This window comes from Bartonella sp. CR84HXZ (assembly GCF_042194535.1).
Lineage (GTDB): Bacteria > Pseudomonadota > Alphaproteobacteria > Rhizobiales > Rhizobiaceae > Bartonella > Bartonella grahamii.
In genome coordinates, this window is record NZ_JBHIMY010000035.1 from 1 (window position 1) to 5,802 (window position 5,802).

General features: G+C 39.6%; 8 protein-coding genes and 1 pseudogene. 4 read left to right on the forward strand and 5 right to left on the reverse strand.

Annotated features, from left to right (window positions below):
* Nucleotides 1-344 precede the first annotated feature (344 nt).
* Nucleotides 345-695, forward strand: coding sequence for a type II toxin-antitoxin system RelE/ParE family toxin (locus ACFIKD_RS08605; RefSeq protein ID WP_034452165.1), 351 nt, complete (start codon nucleotides 345-347; stop codon nucleotides 693-695).
* 1 nt (nucleotide 696) lies between these two features.
* Nucleotides 697-1,020 carry a helix-turn-helix domain-containing protein gene (locus tag ACFIKD_RS08610; protein ID WP_375647771.1) on the forward strand — a complete coding sequence of 108 codons (324 nt, stop codon included), beginning with the start codon at nucleotides 697-699 and terminating at the stop codon, nucleotides 1,018-1,020.
* 146 nt (nucleotides 1,021-1,166) lie between these two features.
* On the opposite strand, the gene ACFIKD_RS08615 is transcribed toward ACFIKD_RS08610, so the two are convergent.
* Together ACFIKD_RS08615 and ACFIKD_RS08620 are read right to left on the reverse strand one after the other, a co-directional pair.
* On the reverse strand, nucleotides 1,167-2,600 hold the full coding sequence (locus ACFIKD_RS08615; protein WP_375645085.1) for a hypothetical protein: 1,434 nt from the start codon (nucleotides 2,598-2,600) through the stop codon (nucleotides 1,167-1,169).
* Nucleotide 2,601: 1 nt separating this feature from the next.
* Nucleotides 2,602-3,309 (reverse strand): hypothetical protein, encoded by a 708-nt coding sequence (locus ACFIKD_RS08620; protein ID WP_375647772.1) that lies wholly within the window; start codon nucleotides 3,307-3,309, stop codon nucleotides 2,602-2,604.
* A 65-nt stretch (nucleotides 3,310-3,374) separates the two neighbouring features.
* Between ACFIKD_RS08620 and ACFIKD_RS08625 the strand changes: the two genes are divergently transcribed.
* Entirely contained in the window at nucleotides 3,375-3,686 is a 312-nt protein-coding gene (locus ACFIKD_RS08625) for a type II toxin-antitoxin system RelE/ParE family toxin (RefSeq protein ID WP_017196508.1), read from the forward strand.
* On the forward strand, nucleotides 3,667-3,948 hold the full coding sequence (locus ACFIKD_RS08630; RefSeq protein ID WP_273788712.1) for an addiction module antidote protein: 282 nt from the start codon (nucleotides 3,667-3,669) through the stop codon (nucleotides 3,946-3,948). Before ACFIKD_RS08625 ends, ACFIKD_RS08630 begins: the two co-directional genes overlap by 20 nt.
* Before the next feature lie 34 nt (nucleotides 3,949-3,982).
* On the opposite strand, the gene ACFIKD_RS08635 is transcribed toward ACFIKD_RS08630, so the two are convergent.
* The 3 genes and pseudogenes from ACFIKD_RS08635 to ACFIKD_RS08645 form a co-directional block, all read right to left on the reverse strand.
* Entirely contained in the window at nucleotides 3,983-4,363 is a 381-nt protein-coding gene (locus tag ACFIKD_RS08635; protein WP_375636648.1) for a hypothetical protein, read from the reverse strand.
* A gap of 19 nt (nucleotides 4,364-4,382) precedes the next feature.
* Nucleotides 4,383-5,507: a N4-gp56 family major capsid protein gene (locus ACFIKD_RS08640; protein WP_375647773.1), complete on the reverse strand. Its 1,125-nt coding sequence runs from the start codon at nucleotides 5,505-5,507 to the stop codon at nucleotides 4,383-4,385.
* Nucleotides 5,508-5,598: 91 nt separating this feature from the next.
* Nucleotides 5,599-5,802: pseudogene (locus ACFIKD_RS08645) on the reverse strand (hypothetical protein); the annotation flags it as partial.

Sequence of the window (5,802 nt, forward strand, 5' to 3'; positions counted from 1 at the left end):
AAAACTTATCAAAAGAAACGTAAATGTGCATGTGATCTTTAATCACTCATTTGAATGAGAGAGCCTATAAAACGCTTTTCATTGCTATCAAACAAATCAAAACGCTCGGTAGCTTTAACAATCCAATCAAAAGAACATGCATATTAAGTGAATATCTTATAACAAAACGGTTTTTTACATTTACGAGCATTGGTTTTTAAAAGCAGCTTTTCATAAGATAAATAAACAATTATGGTTTTTTGTTACCATTTTTATCAAGTCAATTTTATTAATAATAGTTATTAAAAAATCACAAAATTAAAATAAACATTTGAAAATATACCCATATGGGTATATTAGTAATCATGAGTAAAATAAAACGTATCATATGGCTTGGTTCTTCACTCAAAGATATAAAAAGTCTTCCTGATCTTATTCAACAAAGGATTGGTTATGCTCTTTATCTTGCTCAGATAGGAGATAGAGGAGAAAATGTTAAGGTTCTCAAGGGGTTTGGATCTGCCAATGTTCTAGAAATTATTGAACGCGATATTCAAGGAACTTATCGCGCTGTTTATACGATACAATATAAAAAATCTCTTTATGTGTTGCATTGTTTTCAGAAAAAATCGACCCGTGGCATTGCAACACCAAAACCAGACGTTAATCTGATCAAAGAACGTCTCAAGTTAGCAGAACAATTAGAAGGGAATTAAAATGATCAATGTTTTTCACGGTAGTTCCAATGTTTATGCGGATCTTGGCTTTTCAGATTCCAGAGAGATGCTTATCAAAGCGCAACTTGCTCATAAGATTAGTCAAATTCTGAAAGAAAAGAACTTAACACAAAAACAGGCTAGTCAACTTTTGAAAATGACTCAACCCAAATTGTCTAAACTCTTAAGTGGAGAATTTCGAGGAATTGGTGAAATGAAAATGCTTGAGTGTTTGGCAAAATTGGGAAACGATATCAAGATTATTGTTAATCCGAAAGAAGTTAAAACGCTTGAAGGACATTTTGAAGTTGTTTTTTCTTCTTAAACTTCTTTATGATTTGCTTTTTATAGTCTATTCATACATGGCAATCTTATATAAAAAATGGTCAAATGAATCATGCATAAAAGTGTGGATTCTTAAGTGGATTCTTATAAAATAATTTTACTCAAACCATTGACTTTATTGTATTTTTATATATAATGCGTTATTATCATCGTCCAAGGTTCATTCTTAGGAATGCGCAATTTAAACCGGTGATAACGATTGCGCGAACGCCCATGATAAGCGCCCGTGACATACGAACACACCCTCTCCTTATGCCATGTGATCGGCGTCTGATTATTGCGAAGACGACGTTCCCCTATGCTTAAAAGACCTTGTGTTGTATCAACTTCGGCAAACATTTTCGTGATAAAGTTAAAACTTCCATCAGGCGCCCCCATCTCTTGCGAAACAACCGTTGCCTCCATCGGGGCTCCTGTAAACATAACAAGCCGATTGTTTTCATCAAAAGCACCAAGCATTGGAGCGCCACTTTGCCAACGGGGGCTGTCTAAAGAAGCAGGCAATGCCTCAAGATTGAGCGAAATCTCATCTAACTGTTCTAAAGTATAACCTGTTGTAAACACTGGAAACAACGTGAAAATCTTTCCCTGTAGCGTCGACCATTTCTGCAAGCCCCAATCATAAACAAAGGTGGTTTGTTCGTTATTGCCTCTTTTTAAGGACCAATAAATCCGGTTATCAATGGGGTCTATAACTCCTTGCATCTCATCAAGAGCAAACTTATCAAATGTTTTAAAAACCGTTCTATCAACCTTTTCAAAACCTATCGGTAAAAGTTGACCATCCAAACTCATCTGATAAAAACCACCATCACCTGCAAAAAAAGCATCACTCCCTCGACATGCTATAGAGGCTGCACTGCGGGCTCCTCGCTTGTCTTGTATCTTTTGAAACGTAAATACAATCTTAGAACCCGCAACAAAGGTTCCTGCATAAATAGCAGAACGCATAAAAATGAGGGGATTGGTGGATTCTGTTGCCCCTTGAACATATTCTCCATCCGGAAAATCTTGAAAATCGCAATCTTTCTGTTTAACTGTCCAATGGGTTGCATCTTCCAAACCAGACCAATGAATGCGATTGGGGTGATCTGTCAATTGCATCAAACAAACAAAAGGTCCCCAAACCTTCACCAAGCCTGCTTTCGGCGGATTGCCTCCTAAATCTTCAAATCGTTCAGAACTATGGGTATTAAAAACTTGTGGTTTATCATTTTTATTCACCGCAATAATTCTTTGACCAAACAAAGCGAACGACCATTGATTATCCTCATGCGCATGATAGGTCACACCACTTTGGCTTATGTCTTTCCAACCTTTCGTTTGACTATCATAACTGTAAAGCTTTTGCTTGCCTCCTACGATTATCTTTACACCATTACCGCTTCTAAAGGCGATTGAACCCAAGGGCTTTTCTTCCAAAGGATTAGAAACAACCATTGCACTAGGCATGGGTATGTAACCGCCATCTGCCGGCAAAACATTCACAAGGCTATCCGTAAAACTGCCGTTGACAACCGCAACATCCGGTCTGTAATCGGCAATGGGAAAATAAACCATCTTAAAAATCCGTTGGCATTATTCTGGTCACGTTATGACGTTGAGACGTCTCTGCACGCAATTCATGCAACTGTTCGTTAAAGTCATTGTAAGCTGCCGTTGCACAATCGGGGTCTTTAAGGATATTCTTGTAAAGTTCGTATTTTGCACGCGCCTTAATCAAATCAAAGGCATGCACAAACCATGGATGCTCCTCATCAACACTCTCTATCTCTGATAAACGCAATGGAGAGAGAATGAGTTGAATCTGATAGGCTCTATCCGGCGTGGGATAAAGATGTAATTTCCTATCAAAATAACTGTAACAAATCGGCGTTCCTTGCTGCTCTGATGATAACAAAGGCTCTAAAGAAACATGGTCCTTACATTCCAAGGCAAACTTATGATGTTGATCAGAACTCAGATAAACGTTTTTGATTTTAACAGCACTTTCGATATGGCTGGTAGTGCTTGCATCATAAACACCTTGTCCCGCCCGTGTCTCAAACACCACATCACGGCTTTCGTTAAAGTAAAAGGTCTCTCGTTCACAAAAACGAATGGCTGCAAAAATACTTTCTTGGATTTGATGAACATACTCATCGGCTATGTCATCAATCTCATCTTGGATGACCGACACAAGGTGCGAAAGTGTTCTCTTATGGCGATAAACATCTCGCTTTACTGGTATCGGTCCTCCGGTCTTAACCCGAATATAATGACGTGTCATCAAAATACCTTTCTGTAAAAATTATTACTATTGATATTATATATTTTGTGTATTATAATGCACTGATGGTAGCGATAATAAAAACAACAGATGAATTCGATAACTGGTTAGAAAAACTTAAAGACAGAAAAGCTGCTAATATAATTCTTGCAAGGCTTCATAGAATTCGTTCAGGGCTTTTGGGTGATGCAAAGTTTTTTAATGGTATAGGTGAATTACGTATCCACTATGGTGCTGGTTACCGAATTTATTTTACAAAAAAAGGCGATAAAATCATTATATTGCTTTGTGGTGGTGACAAATCCACACAATCCAGTGATATTCAAAAAGCCTTATCTCTTTTAGAGGATCTTAAAAATGAAATTGAAAACCTTTAACTTTGAAAAACACCTCACAACACCAGAATCTCAAGAAGTCTTTTTAAATGAAGCCTTCAAAACTGGTGATGCCTCTCATATAGCGGATGCCCTTGGCATTGTTGCTAGAGCACAAAATATGAGTGCCTTAGCAAAAGAAACCAATCGCGAACGCAGTGGATTATACCGCTCTTTAAGCAAAACAGGTGACCCTAAACTTTCTACCTTAGTCGCTGTCTTATCTGCCCTTAATTTGCAACTCTCTGTACAATCTGCTCCATAAATCGTGAGGGGAATTAAGCCTTCCCCTATACCTCTCAACGATTGGTCACGAATTGCACGACCACAACACACTCTCCAGCCGCGGTTGTTTTATCCCGTGTTGCATAAAGCGTAAGCTCTTGATCTTCTGGAACAAACTCTTTTTGGTTGGTTGATGTAAAATCTTGCGTACCTTGGGCTTTGATGTCCTTTTCACTAAACTCATTACCCCCATAGGTACTTCCTATCTTCAACTTCGCTTCTGAAAACGCTGTCTTCACAAACGCTTTAATCGAAAGGATCATTGCACCACGCGGTAAAGTCCCGATTTTGCGTGTCAAATGCTTATCTTTATGCGAGATATTCAAACGCAAAAAACTGACCTGATGTGTATGAAGATCTCTGCCGTGTAAGTGTCCTGTTACGCCATCTACCATGTCCTATTTCCTTTCCTCATCACTCAACTTCACCGCTGTAGGTGGGGATAACTATCGTTCCAAAATCTTGGGCTCCTTGTGCTCTTCCGGGCATTTGGAAACGCGTTTTCTTCATGCCCATAATTGTATGCACTCCAAAACCGTATTCGCGTTTGTAGTCGAAGGTTTCTTCTTCGATTTTATAGCGGGTCTTACCGTAACTCTTACCAAATGCCATAACGACACTTTGCGCTCCAAGCAAAACAGCACGGCGCACACCTGCAAGACGTGTACTATCCGTGGATTTAACACCATTGGTGACATGCTCTGATTCACGTAAAATCACACCATTATACATGCCTAGAGAACCATCAAAGATTGGGTTTTTGGAACGCGAACCGGTATAAGCGGCTTTCTGAATATCAAGCCATTGACCCGTCTCTGTATTAGTGCGCAATTGCGTCACCTGAATGGGATGCAAATACAACACATAAACACTCTCGCCATTCACACGAACCGGTCTAATTTTAGGATTCGCTAGCTTAGCGCACTGAACCGCTTCATCTATCAATTTAAGATTAAAGCTGTGTTTGGCTTTTTCTGTAAGATCTTCATCCTTGGTTTTTGCTTCTGGTCGCACAATGCGCTTACTACTTGGAGCTAACGGTGCATTAAAGCCCCAAAAAAGAGGATCAAGATCAACCAGTTCTCCCTCAAAATTAAGCCTGTTGGCTGTATAACCGCAAGCGTGAACGAAAAACATCAAACTCAAACGGTCCGCATACCAATCTGATAAACTGTTTTTGGCTTCTTCGCGCAAATTAAACAATGTGCGCTGATTATCAATAGTGCCTTCATTGGCAATTCTTGTTCCATGATAAAGTTCATTGATATACAGTTTATCATGAAGGAATTGGAGTGCCTCTTCATTGCCTTCAAGGGTTTCACCCTCACTCACACCACGTCCTGATAACTGAGCTCGCAGACTAAATGTTACACAATCCCCTTTGCCTTTTTGCGTCTCTGTTTTCACCTGAATAATGCTATTGGAATCCTGCCCCATCAAAGGAGCAATAGGAGTTGCTTTGGAGACCTCCGCATCAAGCATTCTCGCCCATGTTTTTAACGCATGGGGATCATTAATCCCTATATGTGTTGTTGCCATTTATTTCACCTTTCTTTGCTATAAAAAAACCGGCTTAAAGCCGGACCACCAACCCGCACCAAAGGCGGCTTATTCTCTAAAAGTCTTTCACTTAATCTTCATCATCCGCACCACTCAATTTGCGTATAAGCACTCGGTTCTTTGGATTACTGTACCACGCTTGAAACTCTTTATCCGTCATAGCGTCCATCGTTTCCCATGAAAGTGGACCTGTACTCCCCCCTCCTCCAGATGCCGTTAAGGTTCTCGCAGAATTCTGACGGCTTTGAAGTTCTGCAACTTGATTATTCGCTTG